Raw genomic sequence first — 21,628 nt, 5'->3', positions numbered from 1 at the left:
ATGAATTCCAGGTTTGACGAAGGACAGCCGATTTTTCAGCAAATCGCAGATATGATTGAAGATGACATATTGAACGGGACATACCAAGCGGATGATCAGATTATCTCAATGTCGCAGTTCGCGAGTACTTTTCAGGTCAATCCCGCAACAGCTGTAAAAGGCATTGCCCTGCTTGTCAATGAAGGGATTTTGTACAAGAAAAGGGGGCTGGGCATGTTTGTTGCTGCAGATGCCAAACAGATCATATTGACCAAGCGACAGGATCGGTTTTACAACGAACTCGTATTGAAGCTGCTTGATGAGGCAGAAAAGCTTGAATTGACCACCGAGGATGTTATTGAAATGATCAAACAAAAGAGATAGGAGATGAGCAGGATGAACGCAATACTTACCTGTTCCAACCTGAGCAAGAGTTACGGGCGTACGGAAGCGGTCCGAAATCTGGAGCTCCAGCTGGAAGAGAATACGATCTACGGCTTGCTGGGCCGCAATGGCGCCGGAAAGACCACACTGCTTAATATGATGACCGGCGGATCTTTTCCCGACTATGGCAGTATTCAGGTTTCGGGGGTAACGCTTAAGAGTGGAGAAACCCCAAAGGGAATTTGCTACGTAAGAGAGAAAAATTTGTTCTTCGGCGGTGCCAAGGTGATTGAAGTGCTGCGCTTGGCATCGGCCTTTCACGAGAACTGGGACTGGGACTATGCCCAGAGCCTGCTAAAGACATTCAAGCTAAACCCGGACAAAAAAATCCGCCAGCTTTCACGGGGAATGGAATCCCTGGTCGGAAACATCATCGGTCTGGCCAGCCGGGCCCCGATCACCGTATTTGATGAACCGGTGCTGGGATTGGATGTGCTCATGCGAGAGAGATTTTATCGCGTTCTGGTTGAGGATTATGCCAATCATCCCCGGACCATCCTGCTCTCGACCCATCTGATTGATGAGATCGCAACCGTCGTTGAGAGAGTCTATATCATGGATTCCGGCGCTATGTTATTGCATGACGATGTTGACCATATCCGCGCCAATTCTCATCTGTTGACAGGGAACCAGGAACAAATCGAACAATTTACGAAGGATCGTCACGTGATATATAAAGAATCTTACGGTAAAGGTTCCTTAACCGCGATATATGGAGCCATTCATGAGGCAGACCGTTCACAAGCCAACAAGCTTGGTATTGCTATTGACGGTTTACCGCTGCAAAAGTTTTTCTCCTATTTAATCGAAGGAGGGCAATCCATTGAATAAGACCACCGCACTCATGAGGGCTTCATTTCTTCAGCTTCGACCTTATCTCTTGGTGATGCTCGGCACCGTTGCGATTAGTTTGATTGCAAATGTGATCATAAGCCTGTCTCTTGGAGACAGTTCGGAGAATACGCAGGTGTCTGCGGCTAACATCCTCACCGTGTTCCTGATATTTGTAGGCAGTGTGCTCCCGGCAGGCTTGTTCCGGCGGGTAATGAATTTAGGAGCTACACGAAAAGAATATTATATTGGTATGCTTCTGGTTTACTCCATATGGTCCGCCATCTTTGCTGTCCTCAATATCATCTGGCTTCAGGTGGAGAACGGATTTATACGACAATATGAGAATACCTTCAACATCCTTGAAATCTTTGGATGGAATCAATTTGGCATCGTTGGCATGTTCTTCTATCAATTCGGTGTTTACCTGCTGCTTATTTCATTACTGAATCTGCTGTTTTCCGGTCTGCGTCATGTAATGGGTTGGGTGGTCTGGGTGATATTTATTGCGGCAATCCCTATCTTTACATCCATTCCTTCACTCCGGCATACGCTGGCTGATGGCTTGCTGGCCCTTCTCTTCAACGATTCGCTGCTGCAAGGACTCGGACTCACGCTGATCATCTCCCTCGTTCTGCTTGCAGGAGGCTGGTGGTTCACGGCCAGACGCACCATCGCTTAATATTGTTTCACCTAACAACGCGTTATTGGATCACTCTAGCACGAAAGGAATGATGGATCTTGAAAAAGGATGCTGCCCCCCTTGAGGTGTTCCAGTCCTTTCTGTTATGGATAATTGCTATCGGTGCAGGGGTATTTGAAATGATCCTGGCTGTCATCGATTCAATATCCAGCCTAACGAGTGCTGGAATTGTCGGTATTCTCATTCAAGTCGCCGCACGAACGACGATGTTCGCTGTCCTTGTCTACATCATGATCAGAATGCTTCGTGGAAAGAATTGGGCGCGTATCGCATTGGCTTTGTTTTTAGGCGGGTTTGGCACTCTCTCCCTAATCATTGACCCTATCAAATGGCTCATTACAGGCGGTTCCCTTAGGGACGCCTTTGCTCAAGCAGACAATATTTCCATACTATTTGCCTCCAGCCGTACCCTTCATATGATCGCCGTTGTTGCGGCCTTGATATTTATGTTCAGACCCGCGGCGAATCGGTACTTCAAAGCTGAATCGTAAGTCAACTCAGCACCCGCTTGATTTGGGATCAACAGAACAACAGCCCCTGGCCTATTTAAGGCCCGGGGCTGTTTCATGTAGATTATGATCACTTCAACCATTCTTCCTCGATAAACTGCATCATTTCAAAAGCGCCACCACCGGCATTGGAAGCCACTACAAGGGTATGACCGGTGGCCGGGTAATAAGCAGACCGAAAATTCACACCCGGATCATAGCCCATGACATGGTATTTAAACACATCCTCATTTTTCTTGGTAATCCACACGCCAAGCCCATAATTCAAGTTATGTGAAGCCAGCAACTTCTCCGTCATGGATGCGGTGAGCAGCGTATTGTTCATAAGCGATCTCCATAACTTGATCATGTCCGGTGCCGTCACATACGCCCCACCATCGGCATAACCTTGAATCGGGATAGCATAATGGTTCGTTCTCCACGTGCCGTCCTCCTCATCAATATACCCGTAGGCCGTATTCGCGGGCAGACGATCCAGCGGGAAATATCCCGAATCCTGCATGCCGCACGGCTCAAATACAAACTGCTGGACATAGTCGCGAAACGGCATTCCGGCATGCTGTTCAACGATCAGACCGAGTAATACAAAGCCTGCATTGTTATAATGAAATCTCTCGCCGGGCTGAAATTTCATTCGTTCACTCTGGAATAGCGGTAGAAAATCCCTTCCGTTCCGGAGTGTATACATGGGAACCGCTTTCCACAGATCCTCAAAATCATCCATGACCTCTTCATCAAAATAATCCGGAATACCCGAGCTGTGGCTCAACAAATGAAAAACGGTAATCTCCGGGCTAAAATTAGGCAGTGGGATATCCAAACAATCGCTTAGCTTGCTGTCCAGCGACAGCTTGCCCTGTTCGATAAGCTGACAAACCGCAATAGCGGTGAACAGCTTACAGCCTGAGGCAACGCCAAACCTGGTGTCTGTTTGATTCGGGATGTGATCGGCCCGGTTGGAATAACCGAAGGCACCATCCCATACGACGTTGTCATATTCATCTGTTACGAGCACAGCTCCCGAAAAACGAATGTCGGCAGCAAATTCCTTCATTTTATGTATCATCACGAATCCCACCCTTTATCTGATTAGGGGTATTTTAACATCATTCTGGATGGGGGTCTCGGTACACAACCAGTATAATAAAATATTCCCCCTTATGTCCGGAATGCCGGTTGAAGCTCCAGGGGGAAGCCCATTTAGGTCTTTCGCTGCTCCAAGCACAAAAACCCCTTCCTGCCAACCATGTCGAATTTCATCACTTGATGAACGCTTTGACCACAGTCTGCAAGTGGGGGGATTGTAAAATGTATATTCGCTTCTACCCTAATGACTCCACATCAGCAGCAGGATCACCGGGACCGCAAAAATAAGCAACCCGGCCCCAATCATCGAAGCGACCTGCAGCATGAATGTGTGCTTGGTTGGACCGGACGTCTGCAGCATTCCGCATTGAGCGCATCTGTTAGAGGCAGGGTATACCTCGCCGCCGCAGCTGACACAAATCCCATTATTCCTCATGAATAACGCTCCTTTACTTGGAAAGACAACATCCATCTATGCATTGCTTTATCATTTAACATATCTTATGAACGGAATCCTCACGGATCCTATTCATGAATACTTTTTTAATGTTAATCCATTTGTGAATATTGTCACATAAATGCAATGACAAGTAAAGGCATAAATCATTCATATGCCATCTCAACCCTTCGCTCCTTCAGAGCAAAGTTGCTCAGTGCAACCTAAAAACAGGAAGCCCTCGGCTCCCTGTTTTATATTTCATTCTTATTCTTTTCTACCCATGAACACCGCTACGATCAGCCCCAGCAGCAAGGTTCCTATACTGGTAGCCATCATACCCGTTCCGGATGGAATACCCGGAAACACGATAACAATAGATCCTAATATCAATCCAATAATAACGGCATACGTCATATGTGGGAAACGGTCCAGCAGGTACCGAATCAATCGGCTGCTAACCACGAAGCCAATCACCACTCCCGCCCCAATGACAGCTATAATCCCTAAATTTAATGAGGATAGAGCTGAAATGGCAGTAGAATACACACCCAGAAGGAGAAGTACAAACGACCCGCTAATGCCAGGCAGCAGCATCGCCATGCTGGCCAACCAGCCGGATAAGAACAGTCCGATCCCGTTGGACCAGGTCAGGACGGTTATCGGATCGGATGTGGCATCCGTTCTGAGAAAGGCCGTCGAAGCCAATAAACCGGCTGCCACAATCAACACGACCACATGCACGGCTTTGAATTTGGTTCTCGCCTCCGCTTTACGCAGAATAAGAGGCAACACCCCTAAAATCAATCCTGTAAAGAAAAACTGGGTAGGCTCATAATAGCTTGCCAGCAGGTATTCAATCACGCGGCTCAGCAACAATAGAGCTGCTCCAATTCCAACGCCAAGTGGAATCAAAAAGCCCAGCTGCTTCTTCCATTCCCTGCTGAAAAATCCACTGATAGCCGCCAGCAAACGATCATAGATACCCAGCACGACAGCAATAGTGCCGCCGCTTATACCTGGAATTAGGTCACTGACTCCCATCAGCACACCCCGATAAAGGTTCTTCCATTCCATCAAAATCATAATCCTCCTACCTTACAAAGTGAATCTTATCATGATAGCCCTGCGAAGGAGGTTTTACTTGTTCTTGGCATGCAATACCAAATTCCCTACTCCACCAATCGCAAACAACAGTGAAACGATCCCAAATCCCCATTGCCAAGAGCTTCGATCCGTAATGAAAACGACCACCAAGAACGCTATCGCAGCCAAAAAATTAAGCAGCGCAACGATCAAAAATTCCTTTTTCTTCATTGTTCATCCTCTACATTCCTACAGAATCAAATCTATCCAGTCTACAGCCTACTGTGGTGATCATATCATATTTTTGCTGATGAAGTATGATCGTTTATATGAATGAACTTACGGTACAAAAGTAACCGTCTGCTCCGTCCACGCCGCACCATCAAATGCCTTGGCCACTCCAAGTTCATCAATCTTCGCCTTCAGCACATATTTCCACTTCACCGAAGCCGACCATGCCTGTTCGAACAGAAACGGTCGCAATCGAATCTCATGCTCGCTTGCCCAGGCCGCTATGACCCTTTCCCCATCAATCGACATATCGAAGCCCTCTTTGAACCAAGGATGCTCCTGATCCTTGGAAACACCAGGTGCATTCATGTTTACATAGAGCGAGATATCATCGCACAGCTGCAGCAGGCCAAACTGTCTGTTAACGACATCTTCATCGGGAAATTGAAACTGATCACTTAGTCGTTTTTGCCGAGCCAACTCCTCATGGTAGAATTCCACCAGCGGCGCTTCCGTCGCCTCTTTCATAAATGACGCAAAATGAAGGCTGCAGAGATACCCTGCATAAGGACTCATCGCTTCGATCTCATCAACACCCTTTGTATACATTAGCATTTTCGGCAGGACCGGATAATCGATAAAAGTGTATGGAGTCCGGCTCTCGTCATTCCAGATCGGCGTGTCATCCATCCGAAGCCAAGCGCGGTCATGCTCGGTTATAGCCAGCAGTACTTCTTTCAATACAGACTCATCCATAAACAGCTCTCGCCGGAAGCCCCGGGCTACATCGCCCGAGAATCGGCCATGGTCGTCCTGGGCCGTCATCACAAAAGCATCCTCTGTCTCGCGAATGATCATAATATCGTCTCCCCTTTATTCATCCCTCACCCCAGATAAGCTCTTCGCTTCATTACGGCAATGATGTCTCTGGACTGGCCTTGATGCACACTCGTATCAAAGCACGAGATCAATTCCCAGCCGTCAACTCCGTAACTGTTTAATAAATCCTCAAATTCCTCTTCGTTAACTTTGCCTCCAAGGAATCCTCCGGTTTTGTATTTCAGCGTTTTATATTCCCATTGATCCATATTCGGCATCCTCCATCATCCCATTGAATTTTTGACCACAAACTTCAAGATTTTCTGTAGATAAAATCAGTTCGTATCGCCAACATAGCAAACTACGGGGTGTGCAGCCTTATCCTGAAGTGGCTTGACCAGGGATCGAGGGTATACTCGAATCTCATCCAATGCGGACAGATCGATCCATTCCACACCCACCTGGTATTCATCCGGGTTATGGCCAAGAAAGCTATCCCCTGCATCCGCCAAGCTGCACTCAAAATAAAACTCCACTTGGTGCACATCGGAATCCCATTCCGCAAATTCATGATTGGACCCTATGTATTCACGGACATGCAGGAGATCACGAACTTCCACCTTACGCCCGATTTCCTCCTGGCACTCTCTGATCACCGCCTGCACCAAGGTTTCCCCCTTTTCTTGTCCACCGCCAGGGAACAGATAGAAATCCCCCAAATGGTCTACGTTTTTCGTTAGAAGAATTTGATGATTCCGCATAATAACGGCCTTGGCCGAGTTTCGTATCGGTTTCATGAGCTGTCTCCTTATCGTATCGGTTTCTAGTTCTATTTTCTATTGTAGCAAATATAAATCCTCCATAGGTCAACCTGCAATCCGCTATGATACATGAATATAACAAGCCGGTGTCCAATGAGCATGCTCAAAGAATACCGGCTGTTATTGCACATCGTGAATAAGTCTGCTTAGCTCCCGAAGCAGCTAGCGCCTATATGAGCCACTTGCACGCTTCTTTCGAACAACGGCCGCCACCCACACAACGATTAGCAGGATCAGCCCCGCCGCAATCCAATTCTTGATGACTTCCCACGGAACACGGGATCCGCCATACTCACCCTCATAACGAGCCATGACATAACCTTCCTGCGTCTCAACCGCGATGGCGGATTCAGGAGCGATTCCTTGGATGGCATAGTATTTCGTTCCCTTTGGGTAAATATTAGAGAAGTTGCCGCCGTAGGTCCCTTCCTGATCCGTATGGAAGGTGACCTTCCCCACCACGTCTCCAAGCGTGGACTCATCCACGCGGTCCTCTGACACGACAAAAACCTTCCCATCATTGACGACAAATGAGTATGCCCAGGAAGCAACCGCAGCGGGCGATAAACCCATCACCAGCAATAGCAACGTTAACAGGGGTATTTGCATAAGCCGACCCGCACGATGAATATCGACCATGGTTCACCCCACAATTCAGAGTCATTATTCCGAAGAACCGGATGGCTATTTCACCTGTTTGCTTCTGCCATCCACGATCAGCTCGATGCCCGGCTCGTTGGTTCCCCCCGACATACTGTAGGAAGAGTCAGGCTGTTCCAAGAAACCCTCAAAGGTTTCGCTAATCTGTATCCGACCTCGTGGCCGAACCGTAACCACCTTAGACTCGAAATCAACCATCCTCCCGCCAATATCAACGCTTAACGGCCGTACCATAACCTGTTGCTCGGTGCCATAGCTGTAAATATGAAGCTGGCAGTGCGCCCGAATAGCATCGTTCTCTGTGCGATAATCACACTTGCTATCTTTCTTGGAGTACGACACGGTGGATATTCCGCTCGAATTGTAATTTACCACATACATAACAAACTCTGATAGGAATGGAAAAATAACGATCCATGCGATACAGCCGATCAATAATCGACTCATAATCTTCGGATAATGTGGACGATAAATCCGTGCCACCCATAGGATGCCAGCTACCAACAAAATAAGGCCTGCTAGAACAGGCAGATGAAGACCATAATTACCTTCCTGAGTCCATGGTGAGATCCCTGCCCAGCGGAACAGATCATCTCCGAATGAATAGCCCAGATGTTGGTTGGAAATAAACAGCAACCCTACGATGATTGCGGAAATGGAGAGGATTTTGCCTTTCAGTTGTATCTCCCCCTCGACGAACCCGTTTTCCATATTATAACAAATAATAAACCCTGTGGTAACCAACATTAATCAGTCTTATTTAATGGTTTATTCTCTACGATAGCCAGCCTCGTTCCGCTCTTGGCTTCATGCAGCAGCACTCGATCACGATGGATGAGACATAACAGCACATGGATAAACACAACACCATCCAGAAGCAATACCCCCAGCGCATACATGGCAGCCAGGATTTGCGAACCCAAAACATTAACGGGAACAAGCAAGGCATGGAATCCACCCCAGACCACATATAGCAGTCCGTTACGGATGATTACTTCCTTCAACTTCAGATGTTCCTCCGCTCCACGAATCTGGACCCGGACAATCCACTTGCCAAGCGTCTGTCCCTGCATCATATACGGCAGCACGATATGATATAAAATCACGACAATAAAATACGCACCCTTCACGTTCAGCACGGTCAACACGCCGATGATCGGCAGCACGATCCCTGCATCCATTCCAAAAGCGATCGCCCGGCGCGTATAACTGACCCGTTTCTGCGACAGATCCACCTTCTCATCCAGCCGATCGAGGCGAGGCAGGTGATTTTTCATCCAATCCGCGAGCACGAATCCGATCATTCCACCCATGGTATTCAACAGCAGATCATCCACATCAAACAACCGGTAAGGGTGATCATAGATGCCGTAAATACCGGTCACCTGGGTCACCTCAAAGAACAGCGATAATCCGAATGAGGCCACCAAACACGTAACCCAAGATGCCCGAGCATAATAACGCAGGAACATGCCGAACGGAACCACGAGAAATACGTTAAACACGACCTGCAAGAAGGCTCTTTCCTTGAATAGATGCATGTAAGTCGAAGGCTCGCCCCATACCACCTTGGTCTCCTTCAATATGTCTTGGATAAAGTTCAGAGGAATCCACTGCATGACCGAGGCGACATTCATTGGAGCATTATGCCGCGAGGCAGGCAAAGGAAGGAGCACCAGATACACTGCGTTCATCATGTAGAGCAGAAATAAATACAGCAGAAATCCCCGGAATTTATTAAAATAACCATATTTGCGATACTGCACAATCAGAAAGGGAACTGCGCACAGCAAAGCCGCTATGGGAAAGGTTAAAAATGCATAAGATATTGGAAACAGGTAGGCTTCCAGCATGCTTTCGTTCACTCCCTCTGTGATGTTCTACTTATAAGTTACAGGATCAAGTTTAAATGACGGGGATTCCTTCGTTTAAAATGCGTTTAAAAAAGGCACCCCGCGTCATAATCGGCCCTGCTGTTAACCTGGGGGTTATAGCTATACTCCAAAACCGAATAACCCACACCAACAGTGTGGGCAGGATCACCATATGCAAAAAAAAAGCATTTGATGCAATATCATTGGAGTAATGTGGTCGTCATACCCGCCTTACGCGTAAGTGATGATGGGAGAGTCGGCCCCTGTCCTGCTTCCATGAAGTCCCGCTATTCCTTCCGCTTACGGACCACTTTTCCAAAGCCGATCTTCCGGGGAAGCTCCAGCGTAAACTCTTCACGGTGCCCGTTCCACTCAATCTTTAGGGTTAGAACCTTGTTTGGGTTCATCATATCGAGCAGATGCTCAAAATCCAGCTTCCCCTTGGTTTCCTTCATGGCAGCATGATCGATCCCCACGACAATTCTGCCCTCCATGGAGTGGCCCGTCATATCTTCTAGCCGATAGTCTACCTTGCCATGGTCGAGGAGTTCCTTTCCTAAGTACTGCAGCTTCAACTTTCCGCCAAGCGAATCCTGAAACACGGTAAACTTCGTATTGACCTTATCCTGATGGGTAATAGCATAAGTCGCTTTCCACTTCTCACCCTTGCCTATAAAGGTCATGGTTTTATTTCGATTCACGGGGACACCCTCCTCACGCAGAACAACCGGTTATCTCGATTCGGCTTATATAAATGATAACGAGTAAAAGAATGAAATGGTTGTTCAATTTTTCAAATAATCGATAATCTCAAGCAAATCGGTAATCTCCCCATCCTTGGCGAAGTCCTGATCATAATAGGGATCCCGCTTCCAGATGCCCTTCATGCCGATACGCCGGCTTGCGGTTACGTCATTGTCCGGATGGTCTCCAACATAGATCGATTCTTCGGCCTTTGATTCAAGCCGATGTAATGTATGGAGAAAAATCCTAGGATCCGGCTTACGTAAACCTTCCCACTCCGAAATCGCGATAATATCAAAATAAGGCTCAATGCCAAGTCCCCTGATATTGCTGTATTGAAAATCGCCGTACCCATTGGAGATCAGTCCGAGCTTTATCCCTTTACTCCTCAAGTAAGCTAACATTTCATGCAAATGGGGGAAACCGACGCAATGTTGTTGAAACCCCGATATGTAATCCCGCAGCAGAGCTTCCCAACCCACGGGGAGCGCAAACTCCTTGGTTAGCTGCCGATACACCTGATCCTTCCATACATAACCTCTACGATCAAGCTCGACAAACCGTCTTACGTATTCATCTCTGCCCACAACTAAACCTCCATGGAGCGCTAGACGATCATACTGATCTTGAACGAAATGTACCAATGACGTGTCGCGGTCAAGCAGCGTCCCGTCCAAATCAAAAACAACGGTGGTAATCATCGCGTCACTCCCTCCTTTCTATGAATTTCGAATCCAAGGAAAGGATCCAAGCGATATGCAGCTGCAAGTCTAGGCGGAATATCCCAGTCTCGCATCCGGTTATTTAACCCTACGCTTTCCGGTATACCCGTTCCGGCCTGCCTACCGTGCCATATGAAATATCCGCCACGAGGACGCCCTTCTCCACGAAGTACTCCAGGTATCTTCTGGCCGTCGTTCGGCTGAAGCCGCCACGTTTTCCAAGCTCCTCCGCGGTCCACACGTCCTCGGACTCCTCGATGTAGGACAGGATTTTCTCGCTCGTCAATTTATCGATGCCTTTTGGAAAATACGCCTCCCTCTCCATCCGTTCACCGGCACGCCATAACAGTTGGTCGATGCCCTGTTGATCGATCTGCTTATTTGCTCCGCCGAGCTGCTTCATCTGCTCGTAATATTTCCGGTAGGCTTTCAGCTTCTCCTGGAAACGGTCGAAGACCACCGGCTTGATCATAAAATCGTACACTCCGCCGCGAATCGCCTCCCGCACCGTATCGAATTCCTTGGCTGCCGTTATGATAATAACATCGGTATTCGGGTATCCCCGCTGTATATGCTGCAGCAGATCCAATCCCGACATATCGGGAAAATACAAATCCAGCAGCACCAGATCAGGCGCCAGAATATCCAGCTGCTCATGCGCCTGAACGCGATCCGTTGCAATGCCGACGACCTCAAAGCCCTCTACCTTCTCTACGAACCGTTGATTAATGCTGGCAATGCGCACATCATCTTCAATGATTACGACCCGAATCATGGATATTCCCCCCTGTTTTTGGAATCTTGACAGTAAACACCGCACCGCCCGCAAGCGAGTTATGGCACGCAATCGTACCGTGTAATTGCTGTACTGCCCCGTTGACGATCGATAGGCCAAATCCGCGATTGCGTTCCCCCTTGGTGGAATAGCCCCGCTCAAACAGACGATCCGTTCCAGCCTCGGCTATACCGGACCCGCTGTCGGATACTTCGATCATTAATTGATTGCCCTTGTCATGTAACTTTACGCTTACCCATCTGTTCTCCGGTTTGGACCCCAATGCCGCCTCCATGGCGTTGTCGATCAAATTTCCAATAATGGCAACTAGCTGGTTTCGGCTAATATGAACGGGAATGTCTTTAAAAGAACTGCTCCGGTCAATCTCAACCTTCACCTTTAACTCGCTTCCGCGATTAAACTTTCCAATGAGAATGCCGCCAATGATCGGATCGGGAATTTCCTGCAGCAGGAATTGTATCAAGTTCTGATGCACATCCGTCTCATGCGTAATCAGATCCATTGCCTCCTGATACGATTCCAGCTGAATCAGTCCGTAAATCGTATACAGCTTATTGGAATATTCATGCGTCTGCGCGCGCAGCGCTTCCGTATACCTCTTCACCTGCGTAAGCTCTTCGGTCAGGCGCAGCAGCTCGGATTTGTTCCGAAAACTGGAGACCGCCCCCACAATCCGATGCTCATGATCATAGATAGGCAGCCGGTTGACCACAACCGCGTGATCGTTAATGACCATCTCTTGATCCTTCTCTGCTACCCCGGACTGCATCACCTCCAGCAGCCTGGTGCCCGGGATGACATCCTGAACATACTGCCCGGTGATCACCCTACGCTCCTTTGGATCGATCAGCATCATGGCTGTATGATTGGCCAAGGTTACGATGCCCTCTCGATTGACGGCGATAATGCCTTCATGAATCGTTTCCAGAATCGCGCGTTTCTCTTGATACAATAAACCGATTTCCTTGGGCTCCAGCCCGTGAATGGATCGCTTGACGCTGGACGATATCCATATAGCGCCACCGCATCCCAGGATTAACGAAATTCCTGCAAAGAACAGGACACGATTTCGGTACGATTGTGCTGATATCTCGATATCTTTCATTAGAATGCCAACCGATACGATACCAATAATTTCGTTCTTATCATTGTAGATCGGCGTCTTCCCCCGGAGCGAGGGTCCCATGGAGCCAATCGCCTTCGATATGATGCTCATGCCCTTCAATACCGGGCCGTTGTCGCCACCGACCATCTCTTTGCCGATCCGATCGGCGAGAGGATGCGCATACCGAATTCCTTCACGGTTACCGATGACGATATATTCCGCATCCGTCTCCAACCGAATTTCCTCTACCACAGGCTGAATGATGGCTGACGGGTTCTCTTCCTCGAACGCATTCTGAATAACGTCCATTTCCGCCACGGCCTTCGCCAGCTTTAATGCCGAAGCGCCGATACTCTTCTCCAGCGTTGTGATGAGCAACCGCTCAAAACTGAAGGTGAGAGCGACAATGACGGCGAACAACAGGGTGCCTATAAGCAGAATCAATCTCGTCTGTAAACGCATTCATATTCCTCCATACACATTGTCGCCATAAGCGCAGCTCTGATTTTCCTATTGTATTCTAGATCACACATGTGACAATAGTCTCTGGAAAAAATCGGTCGTAAATTTTATGAACAAAATTAGCGAAATGATGTTTTTTCAACTTATGTCGCAATTCTGTTCAAGCCAGACGCTCGATGATAATATGAAGGAACTTCAATTAGGTAAGCGCTTACAAGTATTGCGAACTCTCGCACAACGATAAGGAGGAACTTATCCATGCTTAAACGAAACGGCATAAAAATCATAACCGCTGCACTTGTCCTGGCCATGAGCCTGACAGCCTGCAACAGCACCGGAAGCAGCGCCGGCGAATATCCGAAAAAACCATTTATCGTGACCGCGCCTTCTGGCGCCGGCGGTGGATGGGACAAAACCGCACGTTCCCTCACCAAAGTACTTACGGAAACAAAGCTCATCGAACAAACCATGACGGTTGAGAACAAGCCCGGCGGCGGCGGGACCGTGTTTCTCGCAGAATACGTGGCAAAAGACAACAAAGATCCCTACAAGCTGTTCGTCAGCTCTCCGCCAATCCTCATCAACAACTTGAAAAAAGAAGGGAACAGTCCGTTCGGCTACAAGGACGTGACGCCGCTCGCCCAGATGACCAAAGACTTCGGAGCGATTGCCGTACCGGCAAACTCCAAATTTACCGACCTGCAATCGCTGGTCGACGCGATCAAAGCCGATCCGACTTCCGTCACACTTGCGGGTGGTTCCGCTCCGGGCTCGATGGACCACTTGATCAGCGTTCTGCCTGCATTCAAATCCGGTGTGGATCCGAGAACCGTGAAGTATTTATCCTATGATGGCGGCGGCGAGGCCATCGCGGCCCTCCTCGGCAACAATGCAGACGCGATCGGCACGGACATTTCTTCGCTCGGGAGCTACCTGAAAGCAGGCAAGATCAAAATTCTGGCCGTTACCTCTAGCGAACGCCTGGGCGGAGACTTTGCAGATGTGCCGACTCTGAAGGAGCTGGGTCTGGATGCCGAATTCACCATCTGGCGCGGTGTATTCGGTCCGAAGGGACTGTCAGAAGAGCAGCTGGCCTTCTGGGACAAAACGCTGAAGGAGCTCTCCGAGAACGAAGTGTGGCAAAAAGAGCTGGTTGCCAACGACTGGGCAAGCGAATACCGAAACGCCGCTGACTTCAAGGCATTCCTTGAAGAACAGGAGCAAGACGTGCAGGAGCTGCTCACAGCGCTAGGCATGCAGAAGTAAGCTTGGAATTTGAGGGAGCAGTGCAGCTCCCCTCTCCCTTTTCATCCTTGAGGAGGTGTCAACCTTGAACAGAACGTTTGACCGCTATGCCAGCATCGTATTTCTGCTCCTTGGCATCGGCTTTATGTGGCAGAGCGCCAAGATCAGCGCATCCGCATACGGGAGCACCGTCGGCCCTAACATATTCCCGTTTGGTCTCGGATTGGCGCTTACGCTGCTAAGCATTCGTTTGTTTTATGAAGCCCTGAAAGCCAAGCCGACGGAGAACCATGTGGAGAGGCTGGACTATAAACGCTTCTTCATGATTTTTGCGGCAGCCTTTCTCTATGCCTATTTCCTGGAATTCATCGGATATATCATCGGCACCTTCCTGTTCCTCCTGTTTGCGTTTCAGACGCTGGAACGAGGCAAGTGGCTGAAATCCATTCTAATCTCAGCACTGTTCTCCGGCGGCGTGTACGTCATCTTTGTTGTCTTGCTGGAAGGCTCCATGCCGGGCTTCCCGTCTTGGCTATCATGAGCATGGGAGGGAATCTACTATGAACATTCTGGATTATTTGGCGGATGGCTTTATGACCGCCTTGCAGTGGCATAATCTGCTCTTCGCCTTTATAGGCGTGCTGATCGGCACTTCGGTCGGCGTACTGCCCGGCATCGGTCCGATGAGCGGCGTCGCGCTTCTGATTCCCGTCACCGCCTCCATGACTAGCGGCTTGCCGGCGGAAGCGGCAGCAACCAGTTCAATCATTCTGCTTGCAGGCGTCTATTATGGAGCCATGTATGGCGGATCTACAACTTCGATCCTGCTCAATACGCCCGGAGAGTCCTCGTCTGTCGTGACGACGCTGGACGGCTACCAGATGGCGAAGCAAGGCAGAGCAGGCCCGGCCTTGTCCATCGCTGCGATCGGCTCTTTCGCAGCCGGGCTCTTCGCGCTTGTGGCATTGATCGCGCTGGCGGAGCCTCTATCCAATGTAGCGATTAAATTCGGCCCGGCCGATTATTTCTCGCTCATGCTGCTGGGACTCTGTGCAGTAAGCGGGCTTGCAGGCAAATCGATCACCAAGGCACTCATCATGACCGTATTCGGTCTGCTGCTCGCTACCATCGGCATGGATACCGTATCCGGCGTTGCCCGGTTCACCTTTGATATCCCTATCCTGTACTCCGGACTGGAATTTCTAACGATCGCCGTCGGTTTGTTTGCCCTTGGCGAAGTGTTTAAATCCATCTTGGAGAGAGACTACGCAGCAAGTCCAACTTCCAAGATCGGTCGCATCCTGCCGACACGTAAAGACCTGAAGGATAGCGCGGGACCGATTGCCCGAGGCTCGATCCTCGGCTTCTTTATCGGTATTCTGCCGGGCGCCGGCGCAACGCTTGCTTCCTTCTTCAGTTATATCGTTGAGAAAAAGGTCAGCAAGCATCCAGAATCCTTCGGCAAAGGCAACATCGCTGGCGTTGCTGCCCCCGAGTCGGCTAACAACGCGGCTTCCGGAGGCGCCATGATCCCGTTGCTGACGCTGGGTATTCCCGGTTCCGGGACAACTGCCATCCTGATGGGGGCGCTCATCATGTACAACATCCAGCCAGGCCCGCTGCTGTTCGAGGAGCATCCTCAAGTTGCGTGGGGACTGATTGCGAGTATGCTCATCGGCAACCTGCTTCTGCTCGTACTGAACATGCCGCTGGTCAAAGTATTTGCCAAGGTCATCCAGACCCCGGCCAAATATCTCATTCCAATCATCATTGCCATCTCCATCTTCGGCGTTTACGCCGTGCAAGCGCAGATCTTCGACCTGGTCCTGCTGCTCATCTGCGGCATTGCCGGCTTCCTGCTGGCCCGCAATGACTTTCCGCTCGCGCCACTGGTGCTCGGACTCGTGCTGGGTCCCATGATCGAGAACAATATGCGCCGGGCGCTGACCACGTCCAACGGCGACTTTATGATCTTCCTGCAGAAGCCGATGTCACTGGCATTTCTCATCATCGCCCTGCTCTGGATTGTCGTTCCGATTCTGCTCAAGCGAAGAGGCAAGGAAGTTGTCGTGAACGAAGAAGGCTAACCATCATACGTATATCGATAGCTCAAGGAGGCAGTCATGAATACCAGCAAACTAGGCGGGAAAAGTGTCATCGCTAGAATTGAAATGAATACGGAAGAAGCCAGCTTCGGTCAAGTAACGGCCGCCATCTTTGAGGCTGGCGGCGACATCGTGGCCATTGACGTCATTCAGACGAGCAAGCATACCACGATTCGCGACGTCACCATCACGGTGATCGACACTATCGACATCGACATTATTGCCGAGCGCATTCGCAGCATGTCCGGCGTTCAGCTGCTGCATCTATCTGATCGCACCTTCCTGCTGCATCTTGGAGGAAAGATTGAAACCAAGCTGAAAGCGCCGATCCAGAACCGCGACGACCTCTCCCGCGTGTATACGCCAGATGTTGCTCGCGTATGCATGGCGATCCACGAAGAACCGCGTAAAGCCTTTACGCTCACCGTCAAACGTAACACCGTGGCCGTTATCTCCGATGGCAGCGCCGTCCTGGGACTTGGCAATATCGGCCCTTATGCGGCCATGCCGGTGATGGAAGGCAAGTCGATGCTCTTCAAGCAGCTGGCGGACGTAGACTCCTTCCCGATCTGCCTGGATACGCAGGATACCGAGGGCATCATTACGGCGATCAAAGCGATCGCTCCCGCGTTTGGCGGTATCAATCTGGAGGATATCTCCTCGCCGCGATGCTTTGAGATTGAGCAGCGCCTGCGCGAGGAATTGGACATCCCGGTGTTCCATGACGACCAGCACGGAACGGCTGTCGTCTTGTATGCAGCCTTGATCAATGCGCTGAAGGTCGTTGGTAAATCCGTGGAGAATCTGAAGGTTGTCGTCTGCGGCATTGGCGCCGCGGGCGTTGCCTGCAGCAAGATCCTGATGTCGGCTGGCGTGAAGAACATCATCGGCGTCGATCGCCTCGGCTCGCTGACCGCCGATCAGACGTATGACCATCCCATCTGGCAATGGTACGCCAGCAACACCAACCCCGAACGGCGTTCCGGATCACTTCAAGACGTCATCCAAGGCGCCGACGTGTTTATTGGTTTGTCTGCCGGCGGAATCCTGAAGAGAGAGGATGTTCAGGCGATGGCAGAGCGTCCTATCGTCTTCGCAATGGCCAATCCGATCCCGGAGATTCTGCCGGAGGAGGCCGAGGATATCACGGGCGTCATTGCAACCGGAAGATCGGATTATCCGAACCAGATTAACAACGTGTTATGTTTTCCCGGTATTTTCCGCGGCGCTCTGGACTGCAGAGCCTCCGCCATCAATGAGGAGATGAAACTCGCCGCAGCCGAAGCGATCGCTTCGACGGTCACGGACAAGGAACGGAGCCGGCATTACATCATCCCGAGCGTATTCAACCAGCAAGTCGTCAGCGGCATCCGGGACCTTGTCATCCAGGCAGCCATCCGAACCGGGGTCGCGCGCCGTATTCCAAGGGAATACCGCTAACGATGACGATTACGATTCCATGAAACGGGGAGGGTTCAGGAATGGGGAGCAGCATACGAGCCATCGTGGACATTAATATGAGGGCGAATGATTTCTCATCAAGCATCGTACTCGTCCTTGGGCCGGATCAATATATCGACGCAAAAAGCATACTGGGTCTAAGCATGACACTGTACCGCAACCAAACATACCTTCTCTACGTTTATGGTCCGGACCAAATGGAGGCGAAAGCTGCCATGCGGGAAGTATTCGCCAAGCACCATCTGCAGCTGCAGCTGAAAGAGGCTCCCTAAGAGTCGAGCAACCGAAATCGAGCTTAGGCCGTACGATATGAGTCCGAAGAAAAAGAGCAGGAGTGCACGGTCCTAACAGGAACCGTACTCTCTTGCTCTTTGCATGTTTGCTCGGCCTCTTTACGTTAGATGCCTCGTCCCGTTCGTCAGATACACAAAAAACCTCTGCCAGCAGATCGCCGACAGAGGTCTATACCCGTTACATATTTCGCTTTAAGATTCGTACCAATAGCCTTTAATTCCTTGTTCAAGCCGGACCAGCGCCTCCAAATAAAAATAATCTCCCCAGATCATATAATCATCCGGTGCCCGGTCCCCCCTGACATGATAGGATCCGTGCTTCAACAGCCCCTCCGCATCGGGCAGGTCCATCGTTGAATAATGCTCCACCAATGCGCTCATGCTGCGGTTCAAGGCACTCTCGAACAGCATCCTGTCCGGATCACGGTCTTCCATAAGTTCCAGAAGTTCCAGCAATCCGCACGCTGCGATAGCCGATGCGGAGCTGTCGCGCGGTGTGCCCTCATCAATTGGCACATCGAAGTCCCAATAGACAACCCCATCCTCAGCCATGCGTTCGATAAAATATCGGGCAAGACGCTTGGCCGTATCCAAAAATGCCTCATGCTTCGTATATCTGTAAGCCAGTGCAAAACCGTATATCCCCCAAGCCTGACCACGTGTCCAGGTCGATCCGTCTTGGTACCCTTGATGGGTACCGCCCCGAAGCGCATTTCCATTGTTAACGTCAAAATAGAACGTATGGTAGGAGGACCCGTCCCCACGCACCAGAAATTTCTGGCTCTGCAAGGCATGCTTCATGGCAACATCATAATACTTTGTTTCCCCTGTCTGCTCATGAGCCCAAAATAATAGCGGGAGATTCAGCAGACAATCGATGATGATCCGTCCCCCGTTCTCCGGATCATTCGTTGCCCCCCATGCCTGTATGATTTCCATTTGGGGGCGCCACCGTGCCAGCAAGGTGTCCGCCGCCTGGAGTGCCGTCATACGAGCAGTTTCGCTCTCCGTTACACGCCACTGCGCTACCGCAGACAGTGAATATAGAAAGCCGATGTCATGATGATCCAATGCCACGTGCCGATCCAGCCGATCTTTGAAAATGGTCAAATAAGACTCGGCCGCCTCCTTATAGTAGGGATCGTGCCCATACTCGTATGCAAGCCACATCATCCCTACATAGAATCCTTCGATCCAGTCGTTATTATCGCCCCACTCGTATCGCTGGCCCTCGATAATGTGCGGCAATTTCCCCGGATGCTTCCTAATGTTTTGCTTGATTTTCTGAATGGCATCCTCAATTGCACCCTTCCACATGTTCATCCTCCCCTTGCTCATGTTCTTGTGCTATATATCCAAACGAAAAAGGACGCTTCCGTTCTGGGCATCCGTAACCACGATGTTTCCTTCGAGTGTGTACTCTACAATCGGAGGGAGGTCGTAGCGCCTCCGATTCTCCTCGCGGTTTGAAGCTCCGTATACGGCTGATATCAAAACATGTTCGCCCGGCTCCAGCTGGACGGTTAGCGTTGGAATCATTGTTCTTGGCTTAAGCAGGTTGGTATTGGCTTCCGGGTAAACCATGACCGCACCGCCGTATCCTTGCACATTGACGATTCCACTGATTCCGCCCGGCATCATCGCAGCCATCCGCTCAGGTTCCGCTTTGACCGCTTCGGTCTCGCTGAGGGCAAAATTCGTCATCCTTCCCACGGCAAATCCGCCCTCAGCCGCAGTCAGACAGCGGCTGGAACGAATATGGTGAATCCGTACATGCCACAGTCCGGCAGGAACCAGCCATGTCCGCACTTCGACATCATGCCAAGGAAGCCATCTGGAGTAAACATGCTGTTCTTCGATGCGGAACTCCTCGCAAAAGCGGCGTACACGATAATGCTCATCGCATTCGCTTAGAGCAAGCATCGAATCGTAAGCCCCCTGTCCGAGGCCATAATACCCTTTGGGAACACTGAAACCAAATCGCGTAGAATAGGCGAATTTTGCATATTTGGCTGCACTATGCGCCATATCAAAGTTAGCCATCTGACCGGAAGCCAGGGCTGTTATATGTCCATCATCCTCCGGTTTGCAAATCAACATTCTGGCATGAGGCTGGGCTGACACTGATTTCAAGCTTGGCAGTGGTTCCTCTTCCACCATCCAGAACGGATGATCATCCGGCAAATCCAATATGAGAAATGACTTAAACGCCCAGTATGGTGATCCCGGCGCATTGTAGCTCTCCCCCATGATCAAATTGGCGTACGCGTATCCGATACTTAGCAAGCCATCTGACGTAAAGATAGGCTGGGCGAACCACCACCGCAAATGCCTCATAATGATTCCTTTGATTACGCCAAGGGAGAAGGGCTCCACGCCAGCGTATACGAGCGCGCACCAGAAGGAGACCTGCGCGAAGCGATAGGTTTGGCTTCGACCAAAGGGCAGACTGCTTCCATCCTCGGCGAACCAATAAATGAATTGCTCGGCAAACGTCTTCGCCCGCTCCCTATAAATCCGTGCACGCTCAGGATCATCCTGCTCCATCAGCTTCGCGTAGATCAGCGTATAGAAGTGCATCCCAAACGGAATATAATAATCCCGCTGATCTGTCTTGCCGTCCGAATACCATCCATCGCCTAAATAGTAAGTATCGATCATATCGAGATACTCATCCATAATGGCTTGATTGTAAGGCATGCCCACCTTCTTGAAGCCCATATTTACAAGCACCGTAAACATCAGCCAATTGTTCGGATTGGAATGATCCACGAGATTGATCTGATTGAGCCATCGGTACAGCTGCTGCTTCTCCTGCTCCTGCAATGGCTCCCACAGCTTATGTGGAGCAAGCGCCAGTCCAAATCCGAATACCGCCTGCTCGACCATACGCTGATCCTGGGTCGTAAACTCTCCCCAATATTCAGCATGCTTCGGGTCCGTACCATTCACGATGCCCTTCAGGTACAGGGGCCATAAATCCGATTCGCCTCCCCCGCTCGCATGGGGGATCAATCCCCATAACGGTCTGGCAAAAGCCTCCATAAGTGCGATGGCGTCATTATGTATGGCTGCTGTAGATCCAAGCGTTAGTCCGGCATATCCCGACGTGAACCGCCGCTTCAAAGGCTCCAGCGTAGCCAGCACGGCCTTCTGCAGATCGGCTTTGGTCCGAAGTGGAAAGCCTTGTAACGATCCTTGTATCTGTTCCATGAT

Annotated in this window: 25 protein-coding genes; 9 read left to right on the top strand and 16 right to left on the bottom strand. The window is 50.2% G+C overall.

Annotated features, from left to right (window positions below; translation table 11 throughout):
- From MHH48_RS01005 to MHH48_RS00990, 4 genes are read left to right on the top strand one after another with little or no spacing between them, the layout of a single operon-like run.
- Entirely contained in the window at nt 1-363 is a 363-nt protein-coding gene (locus MHH48_RS01005) for a GntR family transcriptional regulator (protein ID WP_076326172.1), read from the top strand.
- Nucleotides 364-375: 12 nt separating this feature from the next.
- Nucleotides 376-1,254 (top strand): ABC transporter ATP-binding protein, encoded by an 879-nt coding sequence (locus tag MHH48_RS01000; RefSeq protein WP_076326171.1) that lies wholly within the window; start codon nt 376-378, stop codon nt 1,252-1,254.
- Entirely contained in the window at nt 1,247-1,936 is a 690-nt protein-coding gene (locus MHH48_RS00995; RefSeq protein ID WP_083659842.1) for a hypothetical protein, read from the top strand. Before MHH48_RS01000 ends, MHH48_RS00995 begins: the two co-directional genes overlap by 8 nt.
- Before the next feature lie 59 nt (nt 1,937-1,995).
- On the top strand, nt 1,996-2,448 hold the full coding sequence (locus tag MHH48_RS00990; protein WP_076326170.1) for a hypothetical protein: 453 nt from the start codon (nt 1,996-1,998) through the stop codon (nt 2,446-2,448).
- A gap of 88 nt (nt 2,449-2,536) precedes the next feature.
- On the opposite strand, the gene MHH48_RS00985 is transcribed toward MHH48_RS00990, so the two are convergent.
- From MHH48_RS00985 to MHH48_RS00920, 14 genes are all read right to left on the bottom strand, one after another.
- Entirely contained in the window at nt 2,537-3,532 is a 996-nt protein-coding gene (locus tag MHH48_RS00985; protein WP_076326169.1) for a serine hydrolase domain-containing protein, read from the bottom strand.
- A gap of 261 nt (nt 3,533-3,793) precedes the next feature.
- The gene (locus tag MHH48_RS00980; protein ID WP_076326168.1) at nt 3,794-3,988 is read right to left on the bottom strand and encodes a hypothetical protein; all 195 of its coding nucleotides are present in this window, start codon (nt 3,986-3,988) and stop codon (nt 3,794-3,796) included.
- Nucleotides 3,989-4,255: 267 nt separating this feature from the next.
- Nucleotides 4,256-5,065, bottom strand: a complete 810-nt coding sequence (locus tag MHH48_RS00975; RefSeq protein ID WP_076326167.1) for a DUF368 domain-containing protein — start codon at nt 5,063-5,065, stop codon at nt 4,256-4,258.
- A gap of 63 nt (nt 5,066-5,128) precedes the next feature.
- On the bottom strand, nt 5,129-5,305 hold the full coding sequence (locus MHH48_RS00970) for a hypothetical protein (RefSeq protein WP_009595674.1): 177 nt from the start codon (nt 5,303-5,305) through the stop codon (nt 5,129-5,131).
- A gap of 108 nt (nt 5,306-5,413) precedes the next feature.
- A complete protein-coding gene (locus tag MHH48_RS00965) occupies nt 5,414-6,163 on the bottom strand; it encodes a DUF3891 family protein (protein ID WP_076326166.1) in 750 nt (249 codons plus the stop codon).
- Nucleotides 6,164-6,189: 26 nt separating this feature from the next.
- Nucleotides 6,190-6,393 carry a DUF4177 domain-containing protein gene (locus MHH48_RS00960; protein ID WP_076326165.1) on the bottom strand — a complete coding sequence of 68 codons (204 nt, stop codon included), beginning with the start codon at nt 6,391-6,393 and terminating at the stop codon, nt 6,190-6,192.
- A 66-nt stretch (nt 6,394-6,459) separates the two neighbouring features.
- Nucleotides 6,460-6,921 (bottom strand): NUDIX domain-containing protein, encoded by a 462-nt coding sequence (locus MHH48_RS00955; protein WP_076326164.1) that lies wholly within the window; start codon nt 6,919-6,921, stop codon nt 6,460-6,462.
- Between the two features lie 186 nt (nt 6,922-7,107).
- Complete coding sequence (locus MHH48_RS00950) at nt 7,108-7,584, bottom strand: hypothetical protein (RefSeq protein WP_076326163.1); 477 nt, start codon at nt 7,582-7,584, stop codon at nt 7,108-7,110.
- A gap of 45 nt (nt 7,585-7,629) precedes the next feature.
- Nucleotides 7,630-8,352: a hypothetical protein gene (locus tag MHH48_RS00945; protein WP_256720841.1), complete on the bottom strand. Its 723-nt coding sequence runs from the start codon at nt 8,350-8,352 to the stop codon at nt 7,630-7,632.
- The gene (locus MHH48_RS00940) at nt 8,352-9,458 is read right to left on the bottom strand and encodes a VanZ family protein (protein ID WP_076326162.1); all 1,107 of its coding nucleotides are present in this window, start codon (nt 9,456-9,458) and stop codon (nt 8,352-8,354) included. The genes MHH48_RS00945 and MHH48_RS00940 overlap by 1 nt, the downstream gene beginning before the upstream one ends.
- A 308-nt stretch (nt 9,459-9,766) precedes the next feature.
- Nucleotides 9,767-10,180 (bottom strand): hypothetical protein, encoded by a 414-nt coding sequence (locus MHH48_RS00935; RefSeq protein WP_076326161.1) that lies wholly within the window; start codon nt 10,178-10,180, stop codon nt 9,767-9,769.
- 84 nt (nt 10,181-10,264) lie between these two features.
- On the bottom strand, nt 10,265-10,924 hold the full coding sequence (locus MHH48_RS00930) for an HAD family hydrolase (protein WP_076326160.1): 660 nt from the start codon (nt 10,922-10,924) through the stop codon (nt 10,265-10,267).
- Nucleotides 10,925-11,033: 109 nt separating this feature from the next.
- Nucleotides 11,034-11,720 carry a response regulator gene (locus MHH48_RS00925; RefSeq protein ID WP_076326159.1) on the bottom strand — a complete coding sequence of 229 codons (687 nt, stop codon included), beginning with the start codon at nt 11,718-11,720 and terminating at the stop codon, nt 11,034-11,036.
- Nucleotides 11,698-13,308, bottom strand: a complete 1,611-nt coding sequence (locus tag MHH48_RS00920) for a sensor histidine kinase (protein ID WP_076326158.1) — start codon at nt 13,306-13,308, stop codon at nt 11,698-11,700. The genes MHH48_RS00925 and MHH48_RS00920 overlap by 23 nt, the downstream gene beginning before the upstream one ends.
- A 258-nt stretch (nt 13,309-13,566) precedes the next feature.
- Between MHH48_RS00920 and MHH48_RS00915 the strand changes: the two genes are divergently transcribed.
- The 5 genes from MHH48_RS00915 (at nt 13,567) to MHH48_RS00895 (ending at nt 18,391) form a co-directional block, all read left to right on the top strand.
- Nucleotides 13,567-14,574: a tripartite tricarboxylate transporter substrate binding protein gene (locus MHH48_RS00915; protein ID WP_076326157.1), complete on the top strand. Its 1,008-nt coding sequence runs from the start codon at nt 13,567-13,569 to the stop codon at nt 14,572-14,574.
- 64 nt (nt 14,575-14,638) lie between these two features.
- A complete protein-coding gene (locus MHH48_RS00910) occupies nt 14,639-15,094 on the top strand; it encodes a tripartite tricarboxylate transporter TctB family protein (RefSeq protein ID WP_076326156.1) in 456 nt (151 codons plus the stop codon).
- Nucleotides 15,095-15,113: 19 nt separating this feature from the next.
- Nucleotides 15,114-16,640, top strand: coding sequence for a tripartite tricarboxylate transporter permease (locus MHH48_RS00905; protein WP_076326155.1), 1,527 nt, complete (start codon nt 15,114-15,116; stop codon nt 16,638-16,640).
- Between the two features lie 36 nt (nt 16,641-16,676).
- A complete protein-coding gene (locus MHH48_RS00900; protein WP_076326154.1) occupies nt 16,677-18,098 on the top strand; it encodes an NAD-dependent malic enzyme in 1,422 nt (473 codons plus the stop codon).
- 41 nt (nt 18,099-18,139) lie between these two features.
- Nucleotides 18,140-18,391 (top strand): HPr family phosphocarrier protein, encoded by a 252-nt coding sequence (locus MHH48_RS00895; protein ID WP_076326153.1) that lies wholly within the window; start codon nt 18,140-18,142, stop codon nt 18,389-18,391.
- 213 nt (nt 18,392-18,604) lie between these two features.
- Here the strand turns inward: MHH48_RS00895 and MHH48_RS00890 are convergent, their stop codons facing one another.
- Nucleotides 18,605-19,729, bottom strand: a complete 1,125-nt coding sequence (locus MHH48_RS00890) for a glycoside hydrolase family 88 protein (RefSeq protein WP_179090735.1) — start codon at nt 19,727-19,729, stop codon at nt 18,605-18,607.
- 30 nt (nt 19,730-19,759) lie between these two features.
- Nucleotides 19,760-21,625, bottom strand: coding sequence for a DUF2264 domain-containing protein (locus tag MHH48_RS00885; RefSeq protein WP_083659841.1), 1,866 nt, complete (start codon nt 21,623-21,625; stop codon nt 19,760-19,762).
- Nucleotides 21,626-21,628: the final 3 nt, after the last annotated feature.

Origin of the sequence: Paenibacillus sp. FSL F4-0100 (assembly GCF_037993005.1) — a bacterium.
GTDB lineage: Bacteria > Bacillota > Bacilli > Paenibacillales > Paenibacillaceae > Paenibacillus_AQ.
The sequence above is the reverse complement of the archived record's forward strand: the minus strand, read 5'-3'. Positions and strand labels throughout refer to the sequence as shown.